Here is a 25,556-nt window from a genome sequence, read left to right as displayed (position 1 = left end):
GCCGGAATCGACGGGGAGACGGGCGGGCGGCGGTCAGCGGAGGCCGGCGGCGACCAGCTCGGCGAGCTGCACCGCGTTGAGCGCGGCGCCCTTGCGGAGGTTGTCGTTGGCGCAGAAGAGCGCCAGCCCGTGCTCGACGGTCTCGTCGGCGCGGATCCGGCCGACGTACGTCGGGTCCTGGCCGGCCGCCTCCAGCGGGGTGGGCACGTCGGACAGGGCCACGCCCGGCGCGCCGTCGAGCAGCTCGCGGGCCCGGGCCGGGCTGATCGGCCGGGCGAAACGGGCGTTGATCTGGAGCGAGTGGCCGGTGAAGACGGGCACCCGTACGCAGGTGCCGGAGACCTTCAGGCCGGGGATCTCCAGGATCTTGCGGCTCTCGTTGCGGAGCTTCTGCTCCTCGTCGGTCTCGAACGAGCCGTCGTCGACGATCGAGCCGGCGAGCGGGAGCACGTTGAACGCGATCGGCCGGGCGAAGGAGCGCGGCGCCGGGAACTCGACGGTGGCGCCGTCGAAGGCGAGCCCGGTGGCGTCCTCGGCGACCTTGCGGACCTGCTCGTCCAGCTCGGCGACGCCGGCCAGGCCGGCCCCGGAGACCGCCTGGTAGGTCGAGACGACCAGGCTGACCAGCTCCGCCTCCTCGTGCAGCGGGCGCAGCACCGGCATCGCGGCCATCGTGGTGCAGTTCGGGTTGGCGACGATGCCCTTCGGGCGGTCGGCGGCGGCGTGCGGGTTGACCTCGGCGACGACCAGCGGCACCTCCGGGTCCATCCGGAACGCGGACGAGTTGTCGATCACCACCGCGCCGGCGGCGGCGACCCGGGGGGCGAGCTCCCTCGCGGTGCCCTTGCCCGCGGAGAAGAGCACGATGTCGAGCCCGGAGTAGTCGGCGGTGGCCGCGTCCTCGACCGTCACCTCGCCGTCCCGCCAGGGCAGGTTCCGCCCGGCCGACCGGGCGGAGGCGAAGAGCCGCACCTGCTCCGCCGGGAACTCGCGCTCCGCCAGCACCTGCCGCATCACGCCACCGACCTGGCCGGTGGCCCCCACAATGCCGATCCTCATGCCCGCGAGGCTACCCACGCCGCCGGTCCGGGCGGGAATGCTTTCCCACCGCCCGGACCGGATTCGCCCCGATCAGGGCGTGGCGTCGGTCACCTCACCGAGGCCGGTCGCGGTCAGTTCGTCCCGGATCTTCGCCGCGTCACCCTCCACGACCAGGGTCAGCGCCTCCGGGTGCAGGTGCGCGGCGGCCGCCGCGGAGACCTGCGCCACGTCGGTGGCGAGCAGCGCCTCGCGCAGCTGGGCGTGGTAGTCGTCCGGCAGGTCGTGCACCACCAGGGTGGTCAACGCCGAGGCGATCGCCCGGGGGCTCTGCAGCTCCACCGAGAGCTGGCCGGCCCGCCAGAAGCGGGCCACCGCCAGCTCGTCCTCCGTCACCCCGTCGACCCGGGTACGGGTGATCTCCCCGACCGCCTCGACCAGCGCCGGCGCGGTCACCGCCGTCTGCACCCCGGAGCTGACCGCGAACCGGCCGAACCGGCGGGACGAGGCGAAGTCGCCCCGGATGCCGTACGTGTAGCCGCGCACCTCCCGGATGAGGTGGTTGAGCCGGGAGGTGAAGGCGCCGCCGAGCACCGTGCCGGCCAGCGTCATCGGCACGTGGTCCGGGTGCGCCCGGTGCGGGGACGGGTGCCCCAACCGCAGCGTGGACTGCACCGAGCCGGGCCGGTCGACCAGGATGATCCGCCGCCCGGGGCGGGACGGGACCTCGATCGGGCCGCCCCGCTCGACCGGGCCGCCGCCGGTGCCGGCGAACGCCGCCGCGCCGAGCGCGTCCAGGTCGAGCCGGTCCAGGTCACCGGCGACGATGAGCGTCCCGGGGCGGATGAACCACTCGGAGTGGAAGACGGTGACGTCCTCGACGTCGAGGCCGGCCACCGAGTCCGGGTCGCCGTACATGGGGCGGCCCCAGCGGTTGTCGACGCCGAACAGGTCGGCGCGGAGCACGGCGTCGGCCCGGGGGCCCGGGTTGGCCCAGTCCATCCGCAGCGCGGTCGCCTCGTCGTCGCGGACCCGCCGCACGTCGTCCGGGTCCAGCCTGGGTGTGCGCACCGCCTCGGCGAGCAGCTCCACCGCGGCGCTCAACCGGTCCACCGGCACCTGGACGCTGACCTGGAAGGAGTCCCAGTCCAGCCCGGTCACCAGCTCGGTGCCGAGCCCCTCCACCGCCAGCGCGTACGCGGTGGCGTCCCGCTGCGCGGTGCCCTCCTCCAGCGCCTTGGCCAGCACCGCGCCGAGCCCCTCCTTGCCCACCGGCTCGCGGCCGGCGCCGGCGTCGAGCAGCAGCAGCGCGACGGCGAGGTTCTGCCCCGGCAGGTGCGCGGCGACCACCCTGCCGCCGGCGACGTCCCGGCGGACCACCGTCGGGAACCGGTACGGGCGGGCGGCGCCCGGTCCGGGACGGGCGGTGATCAGCGTCATGAGGTCTCCTCCGGCACGTAGGTCAGGGTCGCCCGGTCAGCGGCGCCGAGCACCTCGGTGGCCAGCTCGGCGATCTGCTCGGCGGTCACCGCCAGCCAGGCGGGCAGCCGCTCGGCGGCCTTCGCCGGGTCGCCGAACTGGGTGGCGTAGCGGCCGAGGGTGTCCGCCCGGCCGTCCACCGTGGACATCTGCCGCCACCACGACGTGCTGAGCAGCGCCTTGGCGCGGTCCAGCTCGGCGTGGGTGACCGGCACGGTGGCCAGCTCGTCCATCACCTCGGCGACGCCGGCGGTGAGCCGCTCGGCGGTCACCCCGGGACGGGCGGTGGCGGTGGCGATCAGCGGGGCCGGGGCGTGCGCCAGGTCCACCCCGTACGCCCCGACGAGGTCCGGCTGGGCGATCCGTTCCCCGTCGGCGAGGCGCTGGTAGAGGCGGCTGCCCCGGCCGCTGCCGAGCACGGCGGCGAGCACGGTCGCCACGTCGTACCCGGGGGTGCCGAATGGGTGGGTGCGGTGGGCGATGTACACCCGGGGGGCGGGCACGTCGGCGGTGACCGTCTCGACGGCGGCCGTGGCGGTCGCCGGGACGGTCCGGCCGTCGGGCGCGGCGGGGATGTCCGCGCGGGCGGGCAGCGCGCCGAAGTACATGTCGGCCAGCGCGAAGACCTCGGCGGCCGAGGCGTCGCCGACGACGGTGAGCACGGCGTTGTTCGGCGCGTAGTACGTCGCGTGGAACGCCTGGAAGGTGGCCAGGTCGGCGGCGTTCAAATCGGCCATCGAGCCGATCGTCGCGTGGTGGTACGGGTGCCCCGGCGGATAGAGCAGCGGGAGCAGCCGGAGCCAGGCGTCGCCGTACGGGACGTTCTCGTAGCGCTGCCGCCGCTCGTTCTTGACCACGTCGCGCTGGTTGTCCAGCGTCGCCTGGGTCAGCGCCGGCACCAGGCCGCCCATCCGGTCGGCCTCCAACCAGAGCGCCAGCTCCAGGTGCTCGGCGGGCACCGTCTCGAAGTAGTTCGTCCGGTCCGGGTTGGTGGTGGCGTTGAGCGAGCCGCCGGCGCCCTGGATCAGCTTCATGTGCTCGGTCTTGGCGACGTTGATCGAGCCCTCGAACATCAGGTGCTCGAAGAGGTGGGCGAACCCGGTCTGCCCCTCGGGCTCGTGCCGGGAGCCCACGTCGTACCAGAGGTTGACCGCGACCGCCGGGGCGGTCCGGTCCTCACTCACCACCACGCGCAGGCCGTTGTCCAGTCGGGTCGTCTCGATGGGCCAGGGGTAACCGCTCTCGGGCATGACCCGACGCTATCCGATCTCCCGGGCGTGAAGGTGACGTGTGGGCACCCGGCGAGCCGGGTCGGGGGGCATCGACCGCGCGGCGCGGGGTACCGGTGGGGGCATGCCCACCCCCTCCACCGCCGCGGCGGCCGTCGCCGTCGCCGGGACGGCCGCCGCACTCGCCCGTTGGCGGGGGGCCCGGCTGCTGCATCCGGCCGGCCACTCGTTCGCCGCCGAGGTGACGATCTGGGGTACGCCCGGACCCCCGACCGGCGTGGACCTGCTCGACCTGCCCGGGCGGCACCGGGCCACCGTCCGGCTCTCCAAGGGGGTGCCCACCCCGGGCCGCTGGCCGGACGTCCTCGGCCTGGCGGTGCGGCTGCACCTGCCCGAGGGGCGCCCGTTCGACCTGCTGGGCAGCTCCAGCGGCGCGGCCCCGGTGCTGCGGAACCTGCCGCTGCCCCGGCGGCGCTTCACCGGGACGTACAGCACGATCATGTCGTACCGGGCCGGGGCCCGGCGGCTCTGGCTGGCCGCGCTGGCCGACCCGGACTCGCCCGACCTGGGCCGGGGCCTGGCCGAGCTGGCCGGCGCGACACGGGCGGACGCGCCGCGGCTGGTGCTCGCGGTCGCGTCCGCCGTCGGCCCGTGGCGCCCGGTCGGCCAGGTCACCCTCGGTGACCCGCTGGACGCCCGGACGGACGCCGCGCTCGCCTTCGACCCGGTGGGGAACCTGCCGCCGGGCCTGCGGGCGGTGGGGCCGCTCACCTGGCTGCGCGAGCACTCCTACCGGGGGTCCCGCCGGGGCCGGGGCGCGTCGGTTCAGTCCGGGGGCTCGACCGGGGTCGCCGTCTGATCGGAGGTGCGGTGCTCCAGCACCGTGTCGGGGGCGGCGTTGCGGTCCTCCTCCCGGATGTCGGACTCGGTGAGGATGGCGTCGGCCTGGGCCTGCGGGTCGTCGCTGCCGACCGCCGCCTCCTCGGGCAGCAGGTGGGCACGGGACTCCACCCGCTCCTGGTCGCTCTGCTCGTGACTCATGTCGCGCCTTGTACCCCGCCCCCCACCCGCCTACGCCGGGAGGGAGGACCGACCCCGGCGGACGGTTCGGCTCAGCGGAACGGGCCGCGCACCTCGTAGGTGATCCCACCGGAGGAGGAGCCGGACGTGCCGCGCTGGGAGGAGAAGTAGAACCGGGTGCCGTCCGGGGAGAAGGCCGGGCCGGTGATCTCCGAAGAGGACTGCCCGGTGATCCTGAGGAAGGGCGTGACCACCTCGTCCGGGGTGATCAGGACGATCTCCATGTTGCCGCCGTCCTCGGCGACGTACAGGTCGCCGGAGCGGGAGCCGGTGATGTTGTCCACCCCGGTCAGCGGGGCGCCGCCGCCGGCCACCAGCGAGTCGTCGTACGCCAGGTCGATCCGCTGGTTGACCGCGTCGTACGCCCAGACCCGGTTGTCGCCCTTGGTGGTGAACCAGCAGGTGCCGTCGGCGTACCAGCAGCCCTCGCCGCCGTTGAACCGCTTCGCCCCGGAGACCTGGTTGCGGGTGTAGGTCGGGGAGCCGTCCGGGTCGGGGACCCGGGCCCAGCTCACCGGGCCGCTGGTGGCGGTGCCGGCGACCAGCACCTCCAGGGTGCCGCTGGACAGGTCGCCCCAGACGGTGGGCCGGAACCGGTAGAAGCAGCCGCTGCTCTCGTCCTCGGTCAGGTAGATCACCTTGCGGTCGGGGTCACAGGCGGCGGCCTCGTGGGTGAACCGGCCCATCGCGGCCCGCCGCACCCCCGCCCTGCCGCCCTGCGGGTACGTCTCGTAGACGTACCCCAGGTTGACCTCCTCCCCGGAGAGCCAGGTCCCCCAGGGCGTCGCGCCGCCGGCGCAGTTGCGGTTGGTGTTGGACAGGATCCGGTACGCCGAGGCGACGCTCCCGTCGGCGTTGAACCGGACCGCCGAGGCGCCCCCGGTGGCGGAGATCTCCGAGTTGGAGACGTAGATCCAGCCGGTGCCGGCGGTGAAGCAGGCGCCGCCGTCGGGCGCGTCGTGCCAGGTGTACGACGTGCCGGCCACGGCCTGCCGGGACCGGGCGACGATCCGGCTGGTGAACCCGGCGGGCAGCTGGATGCCGCGCGCGTCGGCGGCGCCGAGCGGCCCGTACGGGCCGGGGCCGGGTTGGGCGGGGGCGGCCGACGCCGCGCCGGACCAGAGGCTGCCGGCGAAGGCGGCGGCTCCACCGGCGACGGTGGCGCGCAGGACGGTACGACGGTCCATCGGATACCTCCGGGGGGTGCGGTGTGTGGCGATGAAGTTACCGCCGCAGGCATCGACGGAGGTGAAATCCAGGCGAGCCTTTCGGGATGACCGGGTGAGCCACCGGCGTCCGGTCGGGTACGCTGACCGACGTGACGCGCGCGTATCGATGGTTTAGGCAGCCGGCTGCGATGCCGGTGACCTCACCATGAGCTGACGTCACCGCGTTTCGAGCCGGCCGGGCAGGAGCTGAACGCTCCTGCCTTCTGCATTCGAGCAGCCGGCTCGACCCGGGCACCGGCCCCGGGGCACGGTCGGCGGAAGGAAAGCCCACCGTGACGACCCCGGAGACCGGCGCGGTCATCGATCAGCGCATCGACCGCGTCGTGCCGTTGACCACGCCCGCCCTGCTCCTGCACGAGCTGCCGCTGGACGCCCCGCTCGCCTCGGCCGTGCTGGCCGGCCGACGCGCCGTCGGCCAGGTGCTGGACCGCGCCGACGACCGCCTGCTGGTGGTGGTGGGGCCGTGCTCGGTGCACGACCCGGCCGCCGCCCTCGACTACGCGCACCGGCTGCGGGAGGCCGCCGCCCGGCACGCCGAGGACCTGCTGGTGGTGATGCGGGTCTACTTCGAGAAGCCGCGCTCGACGGTGGGCTGGAAGGGCCTGATCAACGACCCGGCGCTGGACGGCTCCGGCGACGTGAACACCGGCCTGCGCACCGCCCGCGCGCTCCTGCTCGACGTGCTGCGCCTCGGCCTGCCGGTGGGCTGCGAGTTCCTCGACCCGATCACCCCGCAGTACATCGCCGACACGGTGGCCTGGGGCGCGATCGGCGCCCGCACGGTGGAGAGCCAGGTGCACCGCCAGCTCGCCTCCGGCCTGTCCATGCCGATCGGCATGAAGAACCGCCCCGACGGCAGCATCGGCACCGCGGTCGACGCGATCCGGGCGGCCGGCGTGCCGCACGTCTTCCCCGGCATCGACGTCTCCGGCACCCCGGCGATCATGCACACCCGGGGCAACGCCGACGGGCACCTGGTGCTGCGCGGCGGCGGTGGCCGGCCGAACTACGACGCGGAGTCGGTCGCCGGCGCACTGGACCTGCTGCGGGCCGCCGGCCTGCCGGAGCGCCTGGTGGTCGACGCCAGCCACGCCAACAGCGGCAAGGACCACCGCAACCAGCCCCTCGTCGCGGCCGACGTGGCGGGTCAGCTCGCCGCCGGTCAGCGCGGCATCGTGGGGATCATGCTGGAGAGCTTCCTGCTGGAGGGCCGGCAGGACCTGGACCCGACCCGGGAGCTGACCTACGGCCGCTCGGTCACCGACGCCTGCATCGGCTGGGACACCACCGCCGAGGTGCTGGCGCATCTGGCCGCCGCCGTCCGCACCCGCCGGGCGACCCTGCCCACCCCCGCCTGAGGGGAAGTTTGACCGTTTCGGGCCGGGGTAGGTGGGCGGGGTGAGCGATGAGGCACCCGTGACCGACGAGGCCGACACGCGGCAGCTCGACGAGCTGCTCGACGACATCTACCGCGGCCAGGAACGGATCAGCCAGGCGGACATCCACCGCCGGGCGGTCGCCGCGCAGCTCCCCGCGGCGCTGCTCGCCCGGATCCAGGCGCTCCCCCAGGGCGAGTACTCCGTGGACGAGGCGGCCGACGCGCTCGGCGGGTCGGCGACGTGAGCGCGCCGGCCACCGGGTGCCCGGCGACGACCGAGAGGACGAGGGCATGACGCAGCACAGGGACCACGAGGACGAGGCGCTGCCCGCCCTGGGTCAGCCCCCCGAGGGCCGGGACACCCTTCCCGAGCCGGACTTCGCCAACGAGCACGACCGCACCGCCGTCGACCGGGACGTGGTCACGGGCGAGGACGAGGGCGAACGGGAACCGGAGGCGGCGCGCGGCTGGGCCGGCGAGGACCACGGCACCACCCCGACCTGAGGTCGGACGACGTGAAGCGGGGCCGGCGGACGATCTCCGCCGGCCCCGCTCGTCGTCCGGGTCACTCGTGGTGGTGTCCGCGCTCGGCCGCCCGCTGGGCGACCGCGTAGCCCATCTGGAGGAAGTCGGAGGCGGCGACCGCGGTCAGCGCGGTGGCCACCAGCCGGGTCAGCCGCGGCGCCAGCACCAGGCCGCTGGTCAGCCCGGTGGCCACCCAGACGGCCAGGCAGAACGGGCAGCTGAGCAGCTCGCCGATGGCGTGCCGGGTGGCGCTGCCCTCATCGCGGACCTGCTCCATCACCTCGCCGCTGCCGATCGGGTGGTCGTAGCGGGTGAACGGCGCGCGCAGCGGACTGGTGATGGCGTCCTTGGAAAGCAGCCGGCTCAACTTGTGGGTCGCGATGGAGAGCAGCACCACGTCGGCGGGGGCCGGCCGGTCGGGCACCGGTCGCCCGGTCGATCTCACCAGCGCGGCGATCGAGGCGGTCACCCCGGCGTACGTCCCCATCGCCGCCAGGTAGCCGCCCAGCGGCCGGTACTCGTGCGGCGCGTACGCCTGGCGCAGCCGCGCCACCCTCTGCTTCAGGCCACTCTCGGGCACCCTGGTCTCCTCGGTTATGGGGGCAACGGTGGTCGGCGGACTTCGTCAGCCCGCGGTCAGGTTGTCGGCCACCTCGCGCGCGAGATTGGCCAGGGACTCGTCGGCCAGCCCGTCGGCGGCGTCGCCGGTGAGCTCCAGCCGGGCGAGGGAGCCACCGGAGTCGGCCGGCTCGACCCGCAGCTCGGCGGACCAGCCGTCACCGGCGCCGCTGTCCCAGCGGGCCCGCAGCTGCTCGGCGTCGGCCTCCGCCGGCTTGTCGCCGTCGTGGCGCAGCGGCGCGGGCAGCCACGCGGACACCCGGTCGGGGTCGGTGGCCGTGCTGAACACCACCTCGGGCGGGGCCGACATCCCCTGCTCGGCGCGCGCCGCCATCAGGCGTCCCGCAGCCGGCTCGGGTCGACCTCGCGCCCGGGGTGCCGCGCCAGGTACTCGGTCTCCAGCTCGGCGGTGCGCCGCAGGTGGTTGGCGAGCGCGGAGTCGGCCGCGTGCCGCAGCGTGTCCAGCCGGGTGCGGTGCAGGCTCTGCAGCTCGCGGATCAGGTCCTCGTCGGCCAGCTCCGCCGGGTCCACCCCGAGCACCTCGCCGTCGACGTCCGCGCCGGCCGAGGTGCTCCGGGCGTGGTCGCCGTCCCACTCGGTGACCCGCTGCTCCGGGCTCACGTCGCTGGACTGCCGTACTGATTCGGTCATGTCGCCCCCCTGGCTCGTTTGGGCTCGCGTCTAGACGGATGCCCACACCCGGTGTCACCAAACCCGCCTACGACACCGTGTCGGAGACGGCGGGTCAGCCCGGTACGCTCGACGCCATGAAGCGGCTCTGGACACCGGCGTGGATCGCCCGCCACGTGGCCATGGTCGTGCTGGTGGGCGGATTCCTGGCGCTGGGCTGGTGGCAGATCAGCCGCGCCGCCTCGGGCAACACGCTCAGCTGGGCGTACGCGGTCGAGTGGCCGATCTTCGCCGCCTTCGTGGTCTTCGTCTGGTGGCGTGAGGTCCGGCACACGCTGCGCGGGCCGTCCGCCGCCGCCGACGAGCCGGCCACCGCCGACGACGCCGCGGTCACGGCCGGTGACGCCGCGTCGACCCGCACCACCGGCGCGGTACGGCGGCCGGTGCGCGTCGTCCGGGTGCCGGCTGCCGTCGACGCGCCGGTCGACGCCGACCTGGCCGAGTACAACCGGTACCTGACATGGTTGAACGCCAACCCGGGCGCGAAACCCGGTGACTATCCCGGCTGAGGCCGGTGCGGAAGGACGGACGACGGTGGGCGGAGCCCTTACCCGGTACCGCGTGATCGCCTGGATCGTGGGCGTGGCGCTGGTCGTGCTGGTGCTGATCGGCATGCCGCTGAAGTACGCGTTCGACGAGCCGATCGTGGTGGCGGTCGTCGGCACCGCGCACGGCTGGCTCTACATGCTCTACCTGGCCGCCACCTTCGACCTCGGCCGCCGGGTGCACTGGCCGCTCAAGCGGATGCTGCTGGTGATGCTCGCCGGCACGGTGCCGTTCGTGTCGTTCGTGGCCGAGCGGCGGGTGACCCGGGACCTGGCGGTCGAGCGGCCGCGCACCCCGGAGCCGGCCGCCCTCTGAGCCGTCCTCAGCGCGCCGGCCGCCAGTAGGTGGCCGTGCCGGCCGGGTCGTCGGCGTCGTCGTACCGGGTCAGCTCGCGGGCCCGGCGCAGCGCCTCCGTGACCTGGTCGAGCTGCCGCTCGTCGTCGGCGCTGAAGAGCAGCACCTCGACGCCGCCACAACGTCCCCACAGCTCGTACGCCGGCGGCCGCCACCGGTCGCCGGCGAGCACCAGCAGCACCGGCAGCAGCGAGACCGCCCCCAGCACCAGGTACGCCCCGGCGGTGAGCCGTTCCAGCCCGCCGGTGAAGCCGAGCAGCACTCCGGCGCCGCCGATCATGACGGCGGTGACCACCACGGCCCGGACGGCCGACCGGTCGTGCGGGCCCCGGCCGGTCCGCAGGTGGGTGAGGTCGGCGACGGCGAAGGTGTTCCGGCCGACGGTGAACCGTTCGGTGGTCACCACGATGCCGGGGCGCGCGTAGAGCAGCGTGGTGCGACGCGCCGAGCGCGGCGCGCGGGCGAAGTGTTCTGCCTGCACGGCGTCCTCCCAGGGCCGGCGGCGCCGGTGCTCCCACCGGCGACGGTCCTGCGTACGGCGGGATTTCCGGTTCCGGCTCCATTCTGTTGCCGGTCCGCCAGCCCGCCGGGCGGTTTTCGGCCTCGGCAGCGGCGGCGGTGGCCGGGGCGTCGCCGGCAACCGTCCGGCCTTTCGGATTTGTCCGTCGTTTCCCTACCGATCCATGGCGGCATCCGCCGAGAACGACGAATCCGGCGAAGGCCGCGTCCACCACTTATGCCTTCGACACGCCGGACGGAGCGACACGCCAGCATCACCGATTGTCAGCGCGCACAGCGGCAATAGCTGCCTCTTTGCCAACATTCGCCCCGGCTTCCACTGCGCGTCACTCCCGTCCCGGGTTAGGTTGAGCGGGCCGGCACGGGGCGTCGCCATCCACCCGGATGGCCCCGCTGACGGTGCCGCCGGAGGCGTCAGCACCCTCCGGCGACCGAGCGAGAGGAGCCTTCCGCTCTTGTCGTCCTCACGATTGCTGATGCGCACGCTCGTGGTCGCCGGCCTCTCCGCCGCCTTGATCGCCCCGGCGGCGGAGGTCCGGGCCGAACCGTCGGTCACCGAGCTCACCGCGCGGATCGAGAAGTCCTCCACCGAGCTGGAACGGATCGTCGAGTCCTACAACAAGCTCAACGAGGAGATCAAGGCGAACAAGGCCACCGCGGCCTCGCTCCAGGCCAGGATCGGGCCGCTGGAGGCCCAGACCGCGCAGAGCCGCGCGGACGTCGGTGAGCTGGCCTCCACCGCCTACAAGACCGGCGGTCTGCGGACCGCCCGGGCCCTGCTGGAGCCGGGCTCCGCCTCGCTGACCGACCGGCTGGGCACGCTCGACCACCTGACCCGGCAGCGCCAGGCCCGCATCTCCGGCTTCACGACGCAGCAGCGGCAGCTGCTCGCCGAGAAGTCCCGGCTGGACGCCACCCTGGCCCGGGAGGCCGCGCAGGCCCGCGGCATGGCCACCACGAAGAAGAGAATCGAGAAGGACCTGTCGCGGCTGTACGAGCTGCGCCGGCAGGCGTACGGCCGGGCGACCGAGGCGGCACCGAAGCCGAGGCCGAAGTCGAAGTCGGCCCCCGCCGACGACGCGCCGGCCGTCTCCGGTCAGGCCGGGGTGGCGGTGCGCTACGCGTACGGGGCCATCGGCAAGCCGTACGTCTGGGGCGCCGACGGGCCGAACGGGTACGACTGCTCCGGGCTGACCTCGGCGGCGTGGCGGGCGGCGGGCAGGTCCCTGCCGCACAACACCCGGATGCAGTGGGGGGTGGTGAGCCACATCAGCCGTGGCGAGCTGCGCCCCGGGGACCTGGTCTTCTACAGCGGCCTGGGGCACATGGGCATCTACGTCGGCGGCGGTCAGATCATCGACGCGCCGAGCGCCGGACGCAACGTGCTCAAGCGGGACATGGACATCATGCCCATCCAGGGCTACGGCCGGGTGCGCTGACCGGCGGCAGATACGGCGAACGGCCGGCGTCCCCCTATCGGACGCCGGCCGTTCTCCGTCACTGCTACCAGGTCAGGCGGCCTGCAGCCCCTCGGCCCGCGCCAGCTCCCGGAGCCGGCCCAGGGCCTGGATCTCCAGCTGGCGGATCCGCTCCCGGGAGAGCGAGAAGCGCGAGGCGACCTCGGTCAGCGAGTGCTCCCGACCGTCCTCGAGGCCGTAGCGGGCCCGCATGATGCCGGCCGAACGGTCGTCGAGGTGGTTGAGCAGGCCCTCGATGCGCTGCCGCTCCAGCCCGCTGAGGACGATGTCCTCCGGGGAGGGGGCGTCGCTGTCGGCGACCAGGTCGCCGAGGTTGGTGTCGCCGTCGTCGCCCACCGGGGTGTCCAGCGAGACGGTGTCCTGCGACCAACGACGCAGCTCGTTGACCCGCTCGACGGTGACGCCGAGCGCCGCGGCGATCTGCTCCGGCTCCGGGTCGCTGCCCAGCTCACGGGTGAGCTGCCGGGCCACGTTGCGCATCCGGTTGACGTCCTCCACCAGGTGCACGGGCAGCCGCACGGTGCGCTCCTGCTGGGCGATCGCCCGGCTGATGGCCTGGCGGATCCACCAGGTGGCGTAGGTGGAGAACTTGTAGCCGCGCTCGTAGTCGAACTTCTCGACCGCGCGGACCAGGCCGGTGTTGCCCTCCTGGATCAGATCCAGCATGGGCATCCCGGACCGGACGTAGCGGCGGGCGATGGAGACGACCAGCCGCAGGTTGGCCCGGATGAAGAGATCCTTCGCCCGCTCGCCCTCGGCGACGAGGCGCTCCAGGTCGTCCCGGTCGACACCGGCCGGGACGCGGTCCTCGCCGAGCAGGTGCTCGGCGTAGAGGCCGGCCTCGATGGCCTTGGAGAGATCGACCTCCTTGGCGGCGTCCAGCAGTGGCGTCCGGGAGATCTCGTGAAGGTAGACGCCGACCAGGTCACGCTCCTCGGCGACCTCGTCGGTTCGCATGCCGATGTTCTTGTCCACGTTGCCCACGGTCCCCTCGCTCGCGCCGGTTGCCCGGTTCCTTGCCATCCCCACGTCCATCAGCCCTCCCCCGTAACCTCTGCTGTGCCCGTCGGTGCTGACACCTACACAACAGTTGAGACGTGTCGGGGATTCCATGTCGTGAGTCGAAAGTGTCACGAATGCCTGAGTATCAGCTGAAAGTGCGGTCCACGTTTGCTGTCAGCACCCCGCCGGTGCGGGGTGCGCGGGTGCCACGGACCGCGGTGACGGAGGCGGGACGTCGTCCGTCGGAGGAAATCGCACCATCGCGACTTCCAAGACCACAGCGACGCTCGTCACCGCCCGGCTGCGACCCTGGTCACTGCTGGATACGCGCCGGCGGGCCGGTCGGTTCATCCACGCAAGGTCGATTACCCCGCCCCCTGGACAACAATCCGAGGGCCGGTCGGCGTCCACCCGGCGACGTGTTCTGCGTCTCACCCCACACCGCACGCCCCGTCCGGGGCGTCCCGGCGGGGTACGCCCGCCGCATGATCGTGCCACTTCCTGGATGTAGTGGCCTCGCCGCGACCCGGACACCACTACTTCCAGGATCCAGCGCGGTCCTGCCCGGTGGCCGCCACGTCCGTGATCGGGCGGACCGCGGGCCCGACGGGGCTCAGGAGGCGAGCAGGGCGAGCGCGCCGCGTACCTGGTGGGAGGCGCGGGCCAGGGCGGCTCGCGCGGCGGTCACCTCGGCGCCGGAGACCAGCGAGACCAGGGCGATCTTGAGGTCGCCGTCGGCCTCGCGCAGCGCCCGCCGGCAGACCTCCTCGGCGCAGCCGGTGGCCTCCATCAGGATGGAGATCATCCGACCCCGCAGCTTGGCGTTGGTCGCCACCATGTCGATCATGAGGTTGGAGTAGACCCGGCCGAGCCGGACCATCACCGCCGTGGAGAAGGTGTTCAACACCAGTTTCTGCGCCGTGCCCGCCTTCATCCGGGTCGAGCCGGTGACCACCTCGGGTCCGGTGTCCACCCCGATGAACACGTCGACCGTCGCGGCGGCCGCCGCCTCCGGGTTCGCGCAGAGCAGCACCGTCGAGGCGCCCTGCGCCCGGGCGGCGGCGAGTGCCCCGAGAACGTACGGGGTGCGCCCGCTGGCCGCCAGCCCGACCACCAGATCACCCGGCCGTACGCAGCCGGCCGCCTCGGCCGCGCCACCGCGGTCGTCGTCCTCGGCGTCCTCGACGGCCCGCCACATCGCGTCCGGGCCGCCGGCCAGGTGCGCGCAGAACCAGTCGCGCGGGGAGTTGAAGGTGGGTGCCAGCTCCGCCGCGTCGAGCACGCCCAGCCGGCCGGAGGTGCCGGCGCCGAAGTAGTGCACCCGGTGCCCGCCGCGCAGCGCCGTCACCGCCAGGTCGACCGTCGCGGCGATCTCGTCGAGGACCGCGGCGACCGCCGCCGGGACCCGCCGGTCGGCGTCGTTGATGACGGTGAGCACGTCCCGGGTCGACATCAGGTCGAGGTCGGCGCTGTGCGGGTTGCGCCGCTCGGTCGGCGCGCCCACCCGGACCACCGGCCGCAGGTCGACGACGGTCTCACCGCTGCCGTCCCCGGTCCGACGATGCTCCACGGCGCCGTCCGGCTCCACCCGACCGGCGGTCACGAGCGCCTCCGCCCGGGGCCGACCCGGTGCGTCAGCACGGCCTCGGCGGTCGCCTCCAGGGCCTTGCGGGCCCGCGCCCGGTTCCGGGCGGCGACCCCGACGAAGAGGCAGTCGACCACGGTGAGCTGGGCGAGGCGGCTGGCCATGGCGCCCGAGCGGTAGGTCGTCTCGCGGGCCGCGGTGGTGAGCACGAAGTCGGCCACCTCGGTGATCGGCGAGCGGGGGAAGTTGGTAAGCGCCACGGTCGACGCGCCCCGGGCCCGGGCCTGCTCCAGCACCTCGATCACGTCCGAGGTGGTGCCGGTGTGCGAGATGCCGAACGCCACGTCGCCCTTGCCGAGCAGCGCGGCCGAGGTCAGCGCGGTGTGCACGTCGGGGAAGTAGAAGGAGGTGCGGCCGATCCGGTGCAGCTTCTGCTGGAAATCGGAGGCGACGAAGCCGCTCGCGCCGGCCCCGTAGACGTCGATCCGGCCGGCGGCGACGATCGCCTCGACGACCTGCTCGCAGATCGCCGGGTCGAGCTGCTCGGCGGTCTCCTCGACGGCCCGCGCGTCGTTGAACGCGATGGTGGCGATGATCTGGGCCAGGTCGGCGCCGGGTGGGATGTCACCGCCGACCACCCGGGCGTCCGGCGGCTCCACCCGGCGGGCCGCCTCGGCGGCGAGCCGGATGCGCAGCTGCGGGTAGCCGTCCATGCCGACCGACCGGCAGAACCGGATCACGGTGGCCTCGGAGGTCTCGGCGGCCGTGGCGAGGTCGGTGATGGTTCGCCGCGAGGCGCCGGCCGGGTCGGCGACGACCAGCCGGGCGACCCGCTGCTCGGCGGGCGACAGCGAGGGCAGCAGGCCGCTGATGTGGACGATCAGTCCACCCGACTCGTGACTCGCAGAAATCTTCGGACTCTTCGCCACGGATGAAACTTACTTTCATGAGCCCCGAGCGTCAACCATGCCCCGCGGATCCGACCAAGTATCCCCCGCACCCGCCCCGTTCCCCCACAGCCTGCCATCACCGCGGGCCGATCCACCTCGTCCGCTCCGGTCGAATCGGCTGCTCACCGGGGTGGTGGCGACGGCGCGGCCGGCGGACGAGCACCCGAGCCGCGGGGCGGGACTACGGTGTGCGGCATGACGGGACGCAGCGTGCTGGTGACGGGTGGGACGGGCGGACTCGGCGGGGCGGTCACCGCCGCCTTCGTCGAGGCGGGCTGGCGGGTGGTCGTACCCGGGCGGGAGAGCCCGGCCGCGACGGAGCCGGCGGGGCCGGGCCCGGTCCGGCTGGCCGCGGACCTGATGTCCACGGAGGGCGCCGAACGCGCCGTCGAGGTCGCCGCCGGCGACCCGGCCGCGCCGCTGCGCGCCGTGGTCAACCTGGTCGGCGGGTACGCCGCCGGCGGCCGGGTGCACGAGACCGGGATCGAGGAGTTTGAGCGGATGCTCTCGGTCAACCTGCGCCCCACCTATCTGGTCACCCGGGCGGCGCTGCCGCACCTGGTCGCGGCCGGCGGTGGCGCGGTGGTCTGCGTGTCGGCCCGGGCGGCGCTCGCCCCCTTCCCCGGCGCCGCCGGCTACGTCACCGCCAAGGCGGCGGTGCTCGCCTTCGCCAACGCGGTCGCGGTCGAGTACCGGGCATCCGGTGTGCGCTGCAACACGGTGCTGCCCAGCGTCATCGACACCCCGGCGAACCGGGCCGCCCAGCCGGACGCCGACCACGGCCGCTGGGTCACCCCGGCCGAGATCGCCCCGGTGATCCGCTTCCTCGCCTCCGACGAGTCCGCGCCGACCAGCGGGGCGTCGGTGCCGGTCTACGGCCGGGCCTGAACCACCAGCGGCGCGCCGGGCGGCTCGACGGCGGCGGGCGGCTCGACGGCGGCCGGCAGCCACTGCGCCAGGTGGGCCTGGATGCGCCGGGTCACCTCCTCGGGCGGGCCGCCCGCGTCGACCAGCACGAAGGTCGGGTACTCCGGCAGCGTGCGGTACGCGCTGTCCGCCGCCCGCAACCAGTCCATCGTCTCGTGGTCGGTGCCGCGCCGCTCGATCCGCCGGTACGCCTCGGCCGGGTCGACGGTCAGCAGGAAGGTCACCTGCGGCGGCGGGAAGACCCGGTAGCCGACCCGGGCCAGCCGCTCCCAACGCTGCCCCCCGTGCGCCCGGATGCTGGCGTACTGGCAGGCGGAGTAGCGGTCCATGACCGCGGTACGGCCGGTCACCAGGCAGCTGAGCAGGGCGGCGGCGATGGCCAGCCAGCGCAGTACGGACTCCACCGCGAGCACCCCGTTGCGCCCGAACAGGCGCTGCGCGTCGGGGACCCCCAGCCGGTGGGCGACCCGGCCGAGCCAGCGTCGCCCCCCGGCGTTGCGGTGGTAGGTGGCCGGTCGCCCGGCCGAGGTGAGCGCGGCGGCGAGCCGGTACGCCTGGGTCGTCTTGCCCGAACCGTCGATGCCGATCAGGGCGACCCGGCGCAGTCGGGCCCTGCCGCCGGTCGCCCGCAGTGATCTGGCCACCTTCCACACGCTATCCGACGCCCGCTCACACCTCGGCGGTTTGTCCGCCTGGTCACCCGCTCGTCACCTGCGGGTCCGCCCCGGGAGGTGTCAGCCGGGGGCCAGCCGGGTACGCGATGTCATTTCCGACCGCCTGTCCACCTTCACGACGACGGGAGAACCAGATGGCCGAGCGCGGGGACGAGAGCCTGTTGTACACCTGCAAGCGGGTCGCCGCCGTGCTCAAGCAGAACGACATCCCGTTCGCCCTCGGTGGCAGCTTCGCGGTGTACGCGCACGGCGGCCACTCCAGCGAACACGACGTGGACTTCCTGCTCCGCGAGGAGGACGTCGAGCGGTCCCTGGAGGCGCTGGTCGCCGAGGGCTTCACCGCCGAGCGCCCGCCGGAGGACTGGCTGGTGAAGGTCTACGACGAGGGTCGGATGGTGGACCTGATCCACCGGCCGGTCGAGACCCCGGTGACCGAGGAGACCTTCGCCGACACCGTGGTCCGCCCGGTCGACGCCATCCACATGCCGGTGCTCTCGGCGACCCGGCTGATGGTGCACAAGCTGCTCAGCTTCTCGCAGCACTACTGCGACTTCGCCCGCGGTCTGCCGCTGGCCCGCTCGCTGCGCGAACAGATCGACTGGGAACGGGTACGGAAGGAGACCGAGCACTCGCCGTACGCCGAGGCGTTCCTGGTGCTGCTGGACCGACTCGACGTGGTCCCGTACACCGGCACGCCGGTGCCGTACGCGCGCACGCCCGAAGGGAAGGAGACACCGTGACCAGACATGGCGCCGGACCACCCGACGAGTACGTCGAGGCGGAGATCCACCGGATGTTGACCGAGGACCCCGACGTCGCCGAACAGGGGATCACCGTGCTGCGCAAGGAGCGCGGGCTCGTCCTCTACGGCGAGGTGGAGAGCCCGCACCGGCGGGAGGAGATCCTGCGCCGGGTCGCCGAGCGGTTCCCGGACGTGCCGATCACCAGCGACATCGGGGTGATCCGGACGCAGGCGCCCACCCAGGTCGAGGAGTTGCCGTGAGAGGGGTCCGAGCATGATCCGCATCGCCGCCGTCGGCGACGTGCACCTGGACGAGGACGTGGTCGGCCGGTTCCGGCCCGCCCTGGAGGAGTTGCCCGACTGCGCCGACGCGCTGCTGCTCGCCGGTGACCTGACCCGGCACGGCACGGAGTCCGAGGCGCGGTGCGTGGCGCGGGAGTTCGGCAACCTGGGCGTACCGGTGATCACGGTGCTGGGTAACCACGACCACCAGTGCGACGAGGTGCCGCAGGTGGTCAAGGTGCTGGAGGACGCCGGCATCACCGTGCTGGAGGGGACCGGGACGGTGGTGGAGTGCGCCGGCGGCCGGCTCGGGGTGGCCGGGGTGAAGGGCTTCGGCGGCGGTTTCGCCGGGCGGTGCGCCAGCGACTTCGGCGAGCCGGAGATGAAGGCGTTCGTCCGGACGACCAACCAGAGCGCCGACGCGCTGGGCGCGGCGCTGCGCGGGCTCGAGTGCGACCTGGTGGTCGCGCTGACCCACTACTCCCCGGTGCCGGACACGCTCGCGGGCGAGCCGCTGGAGATCTATCCGTTCCTGGGCTCGTACCAGCTGGGTCAGGCGATCGACTCGGCGCCGACCGCGCTGGCCCTGCACGGGCACGCCCACCACGGGACCGAGCGGGGCACCACCCCGGGCGGGGTCCGGGTCCGCAACGTCGCCCACCCGGTCATCAAGCAGGCGTACAGCATCTTCCACGTGGGAGATCAGGTGGACTGAGGACCAGGTTTCTCGGACCGGCGCCTCGGGTATTCAGCCGCCATGGAGCTGATTCTCTGGATTCTCGCAGTGGTACTCGTGGTCGCCGGCATCCTCGCGCTGTTCCGCCGGCAGATCCTGTGGGGCATCGTCCTCATCGTGGTCGGGCTGCTGGTCGGCCCGGGTGGTGTCAGCATCTTCAGCAATTGACGCGCGGCGGGCACGCCGCTTCCGGACCCGCCGGGGTCGTCGGCACCGGGATCTCCGTCCTCCCAGACAGGAGACACCCGGAGCCGACGACCCCGGCGCTTCGCTGTCCGGGGCGGGTTTGCCGATCACGGGTCGCGGAAACATCTCGACGATGGAGATAACTGGGAGCCCCTCGCGGACCCACGGGGCGCGCACCTGGTGGGCGCTGCTCGGCTTCGGCGCGGCCGTGACGGTCGCCGCGGCGATCGGCGGGCTGGGGGTGCAGGGGACCGCCGACGAGTACGCCAGCCTCCGGCAGCCGGACTGGGCCCCGCCCTCGTGGCTCTTCGGCCCGGTCTGGACCGTCCTCTACGCGCTGATCGCCATCGCCGGCTGGCTGGTCTGGCGCCGGGTCGGCTTCGGTCCGGCGCTGTACGCCTGGATCGCCCAGCTGGTGCTGAACGCGATCTGGACCCCGCTCTTCTTCGGCGCCGGCCGGTACGGCCTGGCGTTCGCCGAGATCGTGCTGATGTGGCTGGCGATCGGGGTGACGGTGCTGCTCTTCCAGCGGGTCTCGCGCCCCGCCGCGGCGCTGATGCTGCCCTACTGGGCCTGGGTGACCTTCGCCGCCGCGCTCAACTTCGCCATCTGGCAGCTCAACAGCTGAGGCCCGGGGACGGGCCCCCGGCGCACGGGGGCCCGTTCCCCGCGCAAGGTCAGCAGCGTGGCACGTCCGGGATCCAGCCGTCGTGGCCGGTGTACACGTACGCGTCGGCGATGTACCGCCCGGCGCCGATCCGGTCCCAGATCGCGCTGGTGCCGTACGTGCCGGTGACGGTGCTGCCGCTGGTCTGGCAGTGGATGGTGACCCGGGTGCCGTCAGCGACCGAGCCGACCGCGGCGTACCCGGTGCCGGGGCCGGACCGGACGGTCAGGTCGGCGCCGGCGGTGTTCACCGTCCCGGAGCCGGTCGCCGAGGAACAGGCGTTGTCGCTGGTGTACGTCTTCGTCCCCCAGTAGAGCGCGAGGGCGCCGTTGAACCGGACCTGGATGTCGTTGCCGCTGAGCCGCTGCTCGTAGTGCAGGTGGGGCCCGCTCGACCCGCCGGTGCTGCCGACCCAGCCGATCACCTTGCCGTAGCCGACGCTCTGCCCGACCGAGACGTTGAAGCCGTTGAGGTGGGCGTAGTAGGTGGTGTAACCGCCGCCGTGGTCGATGCGGACGTACTTGCCGTAGCTGGTGCCGCCGAGGTCGGTGACCCGGTCGACGGTGCCGGGAGCGCTGGCGACCACCGGGTCGCCCAGGTCGTCGGTGCGGTTGAAGTCGAGCGCGTACGCCGGGCTGTGGTCGGACCGGGTCTGGCCGGACCAGGACTGGCCGCAGGGGAACGGCACCTTGAACGTCGGGGCCGCCATCGCCGGGCTCGCCGGGACGAGGGTCCCCGCGGCGAGCAGGGCGGCCACCGCGACGCTCCACCACCGTCTACGCATCCAGCACCTCCGATGTTGAGAACCTTCGATGAGATGCGGTCAGCGTGGCAGAAAATGCCATCGATGGGAAGAGGTGCGCACTCCGGGTGCGGGCCGTCGTCCTGGGAGCGCGACCATAGCCGGTGAGCAGGTCTCGGGATTGTTACCGGGCCGTGTCCGCCAGGGGGTGGACCCCGGGGGATGCAAGCGCTTACATGTGTAGACGACCATCGGACCGGCGCGAATTCGATTCCCCCATGCGCCGGCAAGGAAGGAGATCGGCATGGCGTTTGCCAGATCACGCCAGGCTCTCGCGATCGCCGGCGTACTCGGCCTGGCGCTCGGCGCCACCGCATGTGGCACCGGCAACGACAAGAAGAGCAGCAACGCGGGCTCCGCGGAGTGCGCCCCATACGAGAAGTACGGCGACAACGACGGCAAGAAGGTCTCCATCTACGCGTCCATCCGTGACGCGGAGGCCGACCTGCTGGAGAAGTCGTGGGAGCAGTTCGTCGAGTGCACCGGCATCGAGATCCAGTACGAGGGCAGCGGCGAGTTCGAGGCCCAGCTCCCCGTCCGGGTCGACGGCGGCAACGCCCCCGACATCGCCTTCGTGCCCCAGCCGGGTCTGGTGAAGCGCTTCGCGGACGCCGGCAAGCTGAAGGCCCTCGGCGCCGAGACCAAGGCCCTGGCCGAGCAGAACATGCCGGCCGACTGGCTGAAGTACGGCACCGTGAACGGGACGCTCTACGGCGTGCCGCTCGGCGCGAACGTCAAGTCCTTCGTCTGGTACTCGCCGAAGACGTTCAAGGAGAAGGGCTGGGAGGTTCCGACCACCTGGGACCAGCTCATCGCCCTGAGCGACAAGATCGCCGACAGCGGCATGAAGCCGTGGTGCGTGGGTGTCGAGTCCGGTGACGCCACCGGCTGGCCGGCGACCGACTGGATCGAAGACGTGATGCTGCGTACGCAGGGTCCCGAGGTCTACGACCAGTGGACGACGCACCAGATCCCGTTCAACGACCCGAAGGTCGCCGACGCGGTCGACAAGGCCGGCGCGATCCTGAAGAACGAGAAGTACGTCAACGGCGGCTTCGGCGGCGTCAAGAGCATCACCACCACCTCCTTCCAGGAGGCGGGCGTGCCGATCACCAACGGCAAGTGCGCCATGCACCGGCAGGCGTCCTTCTACGCCAACCAGTTCCCTGAGGGCACCAAGGTGGCCGAGGACGGCGACGCGTTCGCCTTCTACTTCCCGGCCATCGACCCGGCCAAGGGCAAGCCGGTCCTGGGCGCGGGCGAGTTCGTCGTCGCCTACGCCGACCGCCCGGAGGTGCAGGCGGTGCAGACCTACCTCGCCTCGGGTGAGTACGTGAACAGCCGCGCCAAGCTGGGCAACTGGCTCACGGCGAACAACAAGCTGGACATCGCCAACGTCGCCAGCCCGATCGACAAGCTCTCCGTCCAGATCCTCCAGGACAAGAGCGCCGTCTTCCGCTTCGACGGATCCGACCTGATGCCGGCCGGCGTCGGCGCGGGGACGTTCTGGAAGGGCATGGTCGACTGGCTGAACGGCAAGCAGACCGCTCCGGTGCTCCAGGGCATCGAAAACAGCTGGCCGAAGTGATCCCGGCGGTGGCCCGGCCCGCGATCGCGGGCCGGGCCACCGGCCGAGCCGACCCCAGAGGGAGGGTTGATGGAGTTCGACTTCGCGCAAGAGCAGCCGAAGCTCCTCATGCTGATGTACGGGCTGATCGCCTTCGTCGTAGCGGTGGGCGGTCTGCTCCTGCTGCTCGACGTCGTGCCCGCCCGGTTCGCCCGGCGACGGGAGGCGCAGCTCGTGGCCGCCTCCGCGAGCGGCGCTCCGCTCCCCCGCCGGCCCAGGCAGCGGGAAGGCCTCTTCGCGCTCTTCTTCCTGCTGCCGACCGTGCTGCTGCTCACCATCGGCCTGGTCGTCCCCGCCATCCGCACCACGCTGCTCTCCCTGATGGACAGGGGCGGCAACGACTGGGTGGGGCTGAGTAACTACGGCTGGATGTTCTCCGACGGTTCGATCGTCCGGGTCCTGATCAACACCCTGGTCTGGGTGCTCCTGGTCCCCCTGGTGGCTACCTCGTTCGGCCTGCTCTACGCCGTCCTGGTGGACAAGGCCCGGTTCGAGACCGTGGCCAAGTCACTGATTTTCCTGCCGATGGGAATCTCCTTCGTCGGCGCCAGCATCATCTGGAAGTTCGTCTACGCCTACCGCGGCGAGGGCGAGCAGATCGGTCTGCTCAATCAGATCGTGGTCAGCCTCGGCGGCGAACCCAAGCAGTGGCTGCTCGAGTCACCGCTGAACACGCTGCTGCTGATCGTCATCATGGTCTGGATCCAGGCGGGCTTCGCCATGGTGGTGCTCTCCGCCGCCATCAAGGCGATCCCGGCGGACATCGTCGAGGCCGCCCGGCTCGACGGGGTCACCCCCTGGCAGATGTTCTGGCAGATCACCATGCCGAGCATCCGCCCGGCGCTGATCGTCGTGGTGGTGACCCTCACGATCGCCACGCTCAAGGTCTTCGACATCGTCCGGACCGCGACCAACGGCAACTACGACACCAGCGTGATCGCCAGCGAGATGTACAACCAGGCGTTCCGGTACGGCGAGAGCGGGCGGGGCTCCGCGCTCGCGGTCTTCCTCTTCATCCTGGTCATCCCGGTCGTGATTTACCAGATCCGCAACCTCCGTCAGCAGCGGGAGGGCTGAGATGACCACCGCAACGCCCACCGTCGCCGCCGGCACCCAGAAGACCGACGGCCGTACGCCCGGCACCGCCGCGCGGGTCCGCAAGCGGTTGAACAGCCGTACCGCGACCCTCGTCTCGATCGTCATCGCGGTGGTCTGGACCATCCCGACCTTCGGCCTCCTCATCTCGTCGCTCCGGCCCGAGGACGAGATCAAGACCACCGGCTGGTGGACCGCCTTCACCAACCCGCAGTTCACCCTGGAGAACTACCAGCAGGTGCTGTTCGGGCGATCCTCGTCGTCCGGGCAGCTCGCCGGCTACTTCATCAACTCGCTGGCGATCACGATCCCGTCGGTGCTCTTCCCCCTCGCCTTCGCGGCCCTGGCCGCGTACGCGCTGGCCTGGATCAACTTTAAGGGCCGGGACTGGCTCTACATCGCGATCTTCGCGCTGCAGATCGTGCCGCTGCAGATGGCCCTGGTGCCGCTGCTGAAGTTCTTCTCCACCGGGGTCACCCTCGGCGGCGTGACGCTGATGCCGGCCTGGGACCTGGTCGACGAACAGAAGTTCGTCCAGGTGTGGTTCGCGCACACCTGCTTCGCGCTGCCGTTCGCCGTGTTCCTGCTGCACAACTTCATCTCGCAGCTGCCCAAGGATCTGATGGAGGCGGCCCGGGTCGACGGGGCCACCCACCCCAGGATCTTCCGCACCATCGTCCTGCCGCTGATCACCCCGGCCCTGGCCGCGTTCGGCATCTTCCAGTTCCTCTGGGTCTGGAACGACCTGCTGGTCGCGCTGATCTTCGCCGGGGGCGCCGCCGAGACGGCGCCGCTCACCGTCAAGCTCGCCGAGATGGCCGGCACCCGGGGCAACGAGTGGCAGCGCCTGACGGCCGGTGCGTTCGTGTCCATCGTCGTACCACTGATCGTGTTCCTCTCCCTGCAGCGCTACTTCGTGCGAGGTCTGCTCGCCGGCAGCGTCAAGGGTTGACCGCCGTACCGCCGCCGCCCGGGCGCCCCGGGCGGCGGCGGGGTCGACGCGGAGCGGGGGAAGACCATGACCAGGATTGACGACGTCGCCCGGCTCGCCGGGGTGTCCACCGCCACCGTCTCCCGGGCGCTGCGCGGGCTGCCGACGGTGTCGGCCGCGACCCGCCGCCGGGTGCTCGCCGCCGCCGAGCAACTGGAGTACGCGGTCTCGCCGAGCGCCTCCCGGCTGGCCGGTGGCCGGACCGGGACGGTGGCCGTGGTGGTCCCCCGGATCACCCGCTGGTTCTTCAGCACCGTGGTGGAGGCGGTCGAGGACCACCTCCACCAGGCCGGCTACGACCTGCTGCTGCACAACCTCGGCGGGCGCGAACAGATCCGCCAGCGGGTGCTGCGCACCGCCAACCTGCACAAGCGGGTGGACGCGGTCATGCTGGTGGCCACCCCGCTGCGCCCCGCCGACCTGACCGCGCTGGCCACGCTCGACCTGCCCGGGATCACCATCAGCTCCGGCACCGTCGTCCCCGGCTGGCCCTGCGTCCGCATCGACGACGTGGCCGCCGCCCGGACGGCCACCCGGCACCTGCTCGACCTGGGACACCGCCGGATCGCCCACATCTCCGGCGACCCCGACGACGAGCTGGCCTTCACCACCCACCTGGACCGGCGCCGCGGCTACCGGGAGGCGCTGCGCTCGGCCGGGATCCGCCCCGACCCGAGCCTGGACGTCGAGTCGCAGTTCACCATCGACGGCGGCACCCGGGCCACCGTCGAACTGCTCGCCCGGGGCGAGCCACCGACCGCGATCTTCGCGGCCTGCGACGAGATGGCCATGGGCGCGATGACGGCGCTGCGCGACGCCGGGCTCCGGGTGCCGCAGGACGTCAGCGTGATCGGGGTCGACGACCACGACCTCGCCGGCGTGCTCGGGTTGAGCACCATCGCCCAGCCCGCCGCCGAACAGGGCCGGCTCGCCGCCCAGTTGCTGCTCGACCCGCTCGGCGCCCGCCACGTCGGGCCGTACGCCGGCCGGATCCCCGAGCCGCGTGACCCCGCCGCCCCCGGCGGTGGCTCGGCGGAGCCGGTGATCCTGCCCACTCGCCTGGTGGTGCGCGACTCGACCGCGCCGCCCCGGGCAAACTGACCGAATTCCACCATCCGCAACAGCAA

The 25,556-nt window shown here is 72.8% G+C and carries 30 protein-coding genes and 1 pseudogene; 17 read left to right on the top strand and 14 right to left on the bottom strand.

Going from position 1 to position 25,556, the window contains the following annotated elements:
* Positions 1-33 precede the first annotated feature (33 nt).
* The 3 genes from AC5L3Z_RS03650 to AC5L3Z_RS03640 all read right to left on the bottom strand — a co-directional run bounded on the left by AC5L3Z_RS03650 (position 34) and on the right by AC5L3Z_RS03640 (position 3,767).
* Positions 34-1,059 (bottom strand): aspartate-semialdehyde dehydrogenase, encoded by a 1,026-nt coding sequence (locus AC5L3Z_RS03650; protein ID WP_494839435.1) that lies wholly within the window; start codon positions 1,057-1,059, stop codon positions 34-36.
* A gap of 72 nt (positions 1,060-1,131) precedes the next feature.
* Entirely contained in the window at positions 1,132-2,478 is a 1,347-nt protein-coding gene (locus tag AC5L3Z_RS03645) for a M16 family metallopeptidase (protein ID WP_494839434.1), read from the bottom strand.
* On the bottom strand, positions 2,475-3,767 hold the full coding sequence (locus AC5L3Z_RS03640; protein ID WP_494839433.1) for a M16 family metallopeptidase: 1,293 nt from the start codon (positions 3,765-3,767) through the stop codon (positions 2,475-2,477). The genes AC5L3Z_RS03645 and AC5L3Z_RS03640 overlap by 4 nt, the downstream gene beginning before the upstream one ends.
* A gap of 103 nt (positions 3,768-3,870) precedes the next feature.
* Between AC5L3Z_RS03640 and AC5L3Z_RS03635 the strand changes: the two genes are divergently transcribed.
* The gene (locus tag AC5L3Z_RS03635; RefSeq protein WP_494839432.1) at positions 3,871-4,605 is read left to right on the top strand and encodes a phosphodiesterase; all 735 of its coding nucleotides are present in this window, start codon (positions 3,871-3,873) and stop codon (positions 4,603-4,605) included.
* On the opposite strand, the gene AC5L3Z_RS03630 is transcribed toward AC5L3Z_RS03635, so the two are convergent.
* Together AC5L3Z_RS03630 and AC5L3Z_RS03625 are read right to left on the bottom strand one after the other, a co-directional pair.
* Positions 4,572-4,787, bottom strand: coding sequence for a hypothetical protein (locus tag AC5L3Z_RS03630; RefSeq protein ID WP_334525737.1), 216 nt, complete (start codon positions 4,785-4,787; stop codon positions 4,572-4,574). The two genes, AC5L3Z_RS03635 and AC5L3Z_RS03630, sit on opposite strands and share 34 nt — an antisense overlap.
* A 71-nt stretch (positions 4,788-4,858) precedes the next feature.
* Positions 4,859-6,013 carry an alkaline phosphatase PhoX gene (locus tag AC5L3Z_RS03625; protein WP_494839430.1) on the bottom strand — a complete coding sequence of 385 codons (1,155 nt, stop codon included), beginning with the start codon at positions 6,011-6,013 and terminating at the stop codon, positions 4,859-4,861.
* Between the two features lie 314 nt (positions 6,014-6,327).
* On the opposite strand from AC5L3Z_RS03625, the gene AC5L3Z_RS03620 reads away from it, so the two are divergent.
* From AC5L3Z_RS03620 to AC5L3Z_RS03610, 3 genes are read left to right on the top strand one after another with little or no spacing between them, the layout of a single operon-like run.
* On the top strand, positions 6,328-7,413 hold the full coding sequence (locus AC5L3Z_RS03620) for a 3-deoxy-7-phosphoheptulonate synthase (protein ID WP_334525743.1): 1,086 nt from the start codon (positions 6,328-6,330) through the stop codon (positions 7,411-7,413).
* Between the two features lie 40 nt (positions 7,414-7,453).
* Positions 7,454-7,678, top strand: a complete 225-nt coding sequence (locus tag AC5L3Z_RS03615) for a hypothetical protein (protein ID WP_494839429.1) — start codon at positions 7,454-7,456, stop codon at positions 7,676-7,678.
* A gap of 46 nt (positions 7,679-7,724) precedes the next feature.
* Positions 7,725-7,937 (top strand): hypothetical protein, encoded by a 213-nt coding sequence (locus AC5L3Z_RS03610; protein WP_334525747.1) that lies wholly within the window; start codon positions 7,725-7,727, stop codon positions 7,935-7,937.
* 61 nt (positions 7,938-7,998) lie between these two features.
* Here AC5L3Z_RS03610 and AC5L3Z_RS03605 read toward each other — a convergent pair whose 3' ends face one another.
* From AC5L3Z_RS03605 to AC5L3Z_RS03595, 3 genes are read right to left on the bottom strand one after another with little or no spacing between them, the layout of a single operon-like run.
* Positions 7,999-8,538: a DUF1360 domain-containing protein gene (locus tag AC5L3Z_RS03605; RefSeq protein ID WP_494839428.1), complete on the bottom strand. Its 540-nt coding sequence runs from the start codon at positions 8,536-8,538 to the stop codon at positions 7,999-8,001.
* 45 nt (positions 8,539-8,583) lie between these two features.
* Positions 8,584-8,910, bottom strand: coding sequence for an SRPBCC family protein (locus tag AC5L3Z_RS03600; protein ID WP_494839427.1), 327 nt, complete (start codon positions 8,908-8,910; stop codon positions 8,584-8,586).
* A complete protein-coding gene (locus AC5L3Z_RS03595; RefSeq protein WP_494839425.1) occupies positions 8,910-9,227 on the bottom strand; it encodes a DUF6158 family protein in 318 nt (105 codons plus the stop codon). Before AC5L3Z_RS03595 ends, AC5L3Z_RS03600 begins: the two co-directional genes overlap by 1 nt.
* A gap of 116 nt (positions 9,228-9,343) precedes the next feature.
* On the opposite strand from AC5L3Z_RS03595, the gene AC5L3Z_RS03590 reads away from it, so the two are divergent.
* On the top strand, positions 9,344-9,775 hold the full coding sequence (locus tag AC5L3Z_RS03590; protein ID WP_494839603.1) for a hypothetical protein: 432 nt from the start codon (positions 9,344-9,346) through the stop codon (positions 9,773-9,775).
* A gap of 25 nt (positions 9,776-9,800) precedes the next feature.
* Complete coding sequence (locus AC5L3Z_RS03585; RefSeq protein ID WP_334525757.1) at positions 9,801-10,127, top strand: DUF3817 domain-containing protein; 327 nt, start codon at positions 9,801-9,803, stop codon at positions 10,125-10,127.
* A gap of 7 nt (positions 10,128-10,134) precedes the next feature.
* Here the strand turns inward: AC5L3Z_RS03585 and AC5L3Z_RS03580 are convergent, their stop codons facing one another.
* Positions 10,135-10,647 (bottom strand): DUF6232 family protein, encoded by a 513-nt coding sequence (locus AC5L3Z_RS03580; RefSeq protein WP_494839423.1) that lies wholly within the window; start codon positions 10,645-10,647, stop codon positions 10,135-10,137.
* 493 nt (positions 10,648-11,140) lie between these two features.
* On the opposite strand from AC5L3Z_RS03580, the gene AC5L3Z_RS03575 reads away from it, so the two are divergent.
* Positions 11,141-12,124: a C40 family peptidase gene (locus AC5L3Z_RS03575; RefSeq protein ID WP_494839421.1), complete on the top strand. Its 984-nt coding sequence runs from the start codon at positions 11,141-11,143 to the stop codon at positions 12,122-12,124.
* A gap of 72 nt (positions 12,125-12,196) precedes the next feature.
* Here AC5L3Z_RS03575 and AC5L3Z_RS03570 read toward each other — a convergent pair whose 3' ends face one another.
* The 3 genes from AC5L3Z_RS03570 to AC5L3Z_RS03560 form a co-directional block, all read right to left on the bottom strand.
* Complete coding sequence (locus AC5L3Z_RS03570; protein WP_334525766.1) at positions 12,197-13,186, bottom strand: sigma-70 family RNA polymerase sigma factor; 990 nt, start codon at positions 13,184-13,186, stop codon at positions 12,197-12,199.
* A 592-nt stretch (positions 13,187-13,778) separates the two neighbouring features.
* Positions 13,779-14,768 (bottom strand): N-acetylmuramic acid 6-phosphate etherase, encoded by a 990-nt coding sequence (gene murQ / locus AC5L3Z_RS03565; RefSeq protein WP_494839420.1) that lies wholly within the window; start codon positions 14,766-14,768, stop codon positions 13,779-13,781.
* Entirely contained in the window at positions 14,765-15,679 is a 915-nt protein-coding gene (locus AC5L3Z_RS03560) for a MurR/RpiR family transcriptional regulator (protein WP_494839418.1), read from the bottom strand. The genes murQ and AC5L3Z_RS03560 overlap by 4 nt, the downstream gene beginning before the upstream one ends.
* A gap of 216 nt (positions 15,680-15,895) precedes the next feature.
* Here AC5L3Z_RS03560 and AC5L3Z_RS03555 point away from each other — a divergent pair, with 216 nt between their 5' ends.
* Entirely contained in the window at positions 15,896-16,588 is a 693-nt protein-coding gene (locus AC5L3Z_RS03555) for an SDR family NAD(P)-dependent oxidoreductase (RefSeq protein WP_494839416.1), read from the top strand.
* Here the strand turns inward: AC5L3Z_RS03555 and AC5L3Z_RS03550 are convergent.
* Entirely contained in the window at positions 16,573-17,271 is a 699-nt protein-coding gene (locus tag AC5L3Z_RS03550; protein WP_494839415.1) for a dTMP kinase, read from the bottom strand. The two genes, AC5L3Z_RS03555 and AC5L3Z_RS03550, sit on opposite strands and share 16 nt — an antisense overlap.
* Before the next feature lie 116 nt (positions 17,272-17,387).
* On the opposite strand from AC5L3Z_RS03550, the gene AC5L3Z_RS03545 reads away from it, so the two are divergent.
* From AC5L3Z_RS03545 to AC5L3Z_RS03525, 5 genes and pseudogenes are all read left to right on the top strand, one after another.
* The gene (locus AC5L3Z_RS03545; RefSeq protein WP_494839414.1) at positions 17,388-18,041 is read left to right on the top strand and encodes a nucleotidyltransferase; all 654 of its coding nucleotides are present in this window, start codon (positions 17,388-17,390) and stop codon (positions 18,039-18,041) included.
* A gap of 53 nt (positions 18,042-18,094) precedes the next feature.
* On the top strand, positions 18,095-18,304 hold the full coding sequence (locus tag AC5L3Z_RS03540) for a hypothetical protein (RefSeq protein WP_334525834.1): 210 nt from the start codon (positions 18,095-18,097) through the stop codon (positions 18,302-18,304).
* Positions 18,305-18,317: 13 nt separating this feature from the next.
* Positions 18,318-19,092 (top strand): annotated as a pseudogene (locus tag AC5L3Z_RS03535) (metallophosphoesterase family protein).
* A complete protein-coding gene (locus AC5L3Z_RS03530) occupies positions 19,083-19,229 on the top strand; it encodes a GPGG-motif small membrane protein (protein WP_334525784.1) in 147 nt (48 codons plus the stop codon). The pseudogene AC5L3Z_RS03535 and the gene AC5L3Z_RS03530 overlap by 10 nt, the downstream one beginning before the upstream one ends.
* Before the next feature lie 151 nt (positions 19,230-19,380).
* Positions 19,381-19,875 carry a TspO/MBR family protein gene (locus AC5L3Z_RS03525; protein WP_494839412.1) on the top strand — a complete coding sequence of 165 codons (495 nt, stop codon included), beginning with the start codon at positions 19,381-19,383 and terminating at the stop codon, positions 19,873-19,875.
* Positions 19,876-19,924: 49 nt separating this feature from the next.
* Here AC5L3Z_RS03525 and AC5L3Z_RS03520 read toward each other — a convergent pair whose 3' ends face one another.
* Entirely contained in the window at positions 19,925-20,698 is a 774-nt protein-coding gene (locus AC5L3Z_RS03520; RefSeq protein ID WP_494839410.1) for a M23 family metallopeptidase, read from the bottom strand.
* 262 nt (positions 20,699-20,960) lie between these two features.
* Here AC5L3Z_RS03520 and AC5L3Z_RS03515 point away from each other — a divergent pair, with 262 nt between their 5' ends.
* From AC5L3Z_RS03515 to AC5L3Z_RS03500, 4 genes are all read left to right on the top strand, one after another.
* Positions 20,961-22,304, top strand: a complete 1,344-nt coding sequence (locus AC5L3Z_RS03515) for an ABC transporter substrate-binding protein (protein ID WP_494839409.1) — start codon at positions 20,961-20,963, stop codon at positions 22,302-22,304.
* Between the two features lie 69 nt (positions 22,305-22,373).
* Positions 22,374-23,420, top strand: coding sequence for a carbohydrate ABC transporter permease (locus AC5L3Z_RS03510; RefSeq protein WP_494839407.1), 1,047 nt, complete (start codon positions 22,374-22,376; stop codon positions 23,418-23,420).
* Position 23,421: 1 nt separating this feature from the next.
* Entirely contained in the window at positions 23,422-24,390 is a 969-nt protein-coding gene (locus AC5L3Z_RS03505) for a carbohydrate ABC transporter permease (protein ID WP_494839405.1), read from the top strand.
* Between the two features lie 66 nt (positions 24,391-24,456).
* Complete coding sequence (locus AC5L3Z_RS03500; protein WP_494839403.1) at positions 24,457-25,530, top strand: LacI family DNA-binding transcriptional regulator; 1,074 nt, start codon at positions 24,457-24,459, stop codon at positions 25,528-25,530.
* Positions 25,531-25,556: the final 26 nt, after the last annotated feature.

The organism is Micromonospora sp. LZ37 (assembly GCF_059359015.1).
This window is presented reverse-complemented; position numbering and strand designations above follow the sequence as displayed.